General features: G+C 70.6%; 3 protein-coding genes. All 3 read right to left on the reverse strand.

Annotated elements, in window-relative coordinates:
* Positions 1–598, reverse strand: a 598-nt coding sequence (locus tag AC31A1_RS50650) for a Clp protease N-terminal domain-containing protein (protein WP_489659790.1), incomplete at its 3' end; no start/stop codon positions are given.
* A complete protein-coding gene (locus AC31A1_RS50655) occupies positions 598–807 on the reverse strand; it encodes a helix-turn-helix domain-containing protein (RefSeq protein ID WP_266772466.1) in 210 nt (69 codons plus the stop codon). The genes AC31A1_RS50650 and AC31A1_RS50655, both read right to left, overlap by 1 nt.
* Before the next feature lie 151 nt (positions 808–958).
* On the reverse strand, positions 959–1,924 hold the full coding sequence (locus AC31A1_RS50660) for a zinc-binding dehydrogenase (protein WP_489659791.1): 966 nt from the start codon (positions 1,922–1,924) through the stop codon (positions 959–961).
* Positions 1,925–2,049 lie beyond the last annotated feature (125 nt).

Genomic DNA, 2,049 nt, shown 5'->3' on the forward strand with positions numbered 1-2,049 from the left:
GTGCGCCTGGGGTTGATCCCTGCCCTGAGCGCACCACCTGCGGTTCTCGGCGCGTCGGCTCAGGCCTTGTGGCCGCCTCGTGCGTCACCCCGTGGTCGGCGAGCACCTCACCGGGCACCCCGGGGAGGATGGTCAGGGCGAGGAGGAGGTGCTCGTCGCCGATGTGCCGGTCGCGGTGGGCGGCGGCGATGCGCAGGGACTTCTCCAGGACGTTCTTGGCACCGCGGCTGAAGGTACGGCGGCCCGACCACGACTCCTTGAACCTGCCCTCGCCGGACATCGCCCCGACGCCGTGCACCTCCTCGACGCGGGCGACGATCTCCGAGACATCGATGCCGAGCCCGGCGAGCGCGTCGGCCTCGGCCTGCGAGAGCCCCGCACGCCGACGGGCGTCGCCGAGAGCCTGCCGTACGGACTCCTTGCGTTCCTCGGGAGCGAGACCGAGGGCGGTCAGGACGAAGGAGGCCCGGCTGCCCCGGCGGTCGAGGAGGGCCAGCAGCAGGTGCTCGGGGTCGACGGAACCGGGCCCCGACCGCTCGCGGTGCTCCACCGCGCCCCGCACCACGGCGCGGGCGTCCTTCGTGAACCGTTCGAACATCACTGCCTCCCGTACTTCTTGTGCACGGCCTGCCTGCTGACGCCGAGTTCCGCGGCGATCTCCTGCCACGACCAGCCCTGGTTGCGCGCACTGCGCACCTGCACCGCCTCCAACTGCTCCACCAGCCTGCGCAGCGCGGAGACGGCACGCAGGCCGACCCGTGGATCACGGTCACCCGCGCGCTCGGCGAGATCCGTTGCTTCGGTCATGATGTCAACCTACGTTGACACACCTCGCATGTCAACCAAAGTTGACGACCGATGCCGGCGGACGCCGACGGCCGGCCCGGAGAACCGGACCGGCCGCACAGAGCCACACGCAGGAAAGGGAGTTACTCACCAGGGTTGCCGACCGGGGTGGCTAACCGTTCGTGAGGACGATCTTGCCGAACTGGCCGCCGGAGTCGAGCCGTTCGAAGCCCTCGCGGGCGCGGTCCATGGGCAGCACCTCGTCGATGACCGGCCGTACACCGGTGGCCGCGCAGAAGGCGAGCAGATCCTCCAGCTCGTCCTTGGTGCCCATGGTCGAGCCGACGACCTTGAGTTCGAGGAAGAAGATGCGGGTGAGTTCGGCGTGCGAGGGCCGGTCACCGCTGGTGGCGCCGGAGATGACGATCGTGCCGCCGGGCTTCAGGGACTTCACCGAGTGGGACCAGGTGGCGGCGCCGACGGTCTCGATGACGGCGTCCACGCGCTGCGGCAGCCGCGCCCCCGGCTCCACCGCCTCCAGGGCACCGAGCTCCAGCGCCCGCTTCCGCTTGGCCTCGTCCCGGCTGGTCGCGAAGACACGCAGCCCCGCCGCCTTGGCAAGGACGATGGCGGCAGTGGCAACGCCCCCGCCGGCACCCTGCACGAGCACCGAGTCACCGGGCCGCACACCGGAGTTGGTGAAGAGCATGCGGTACGCCGTCAGCCAGGCCGTGGGCAGACAGGCGGCCTCCGCGAAGGACAGTTCCTTCGGCTTCGGCAGGACGTTCCACGTCGGTACGGCGACCCGCTCTGCGAAGGTGCCCTGATAGTGCTCGGTGAGGATGGAACGGGGTTCCTTGGGGCCGACGCCGTGACCGGTCTGGCCGATGACGGAGTGCAGGACGACCTCGTTGCCGTCCTCGTCGACACCGGCGGCGTCGCACCCGAGGATCATCGGCAGCTTGTCCTCCGCGAGGCCGACGCCGCGCAGGGACCAGAGGTCATGGTGGTTGAGGGAGGCGGCCCTGACGTCGACGACACTCCAGCCCGGCCGGGCCTCGGGGGCGGGACGCTCCCCCAACTCAAGGCCGGAGAGCGGCTGGTCGCGGTCGATTCGGGCGGCGTAGACGGCGAACATGCCCCCGACGATAGGCTCCGCCGGTTGACCAGGGAACTACCTCGGGTTGTGACACATGCCCTCTTGCGGGAGGGGCGCGGGGTGTTTGCGTGGCCGTCTTCTGGGGGCTGCGCCTCCAAGCGGGC

It is taken from the genome of Streptomyces sp. P5F9, assembly GCF_057961495.1.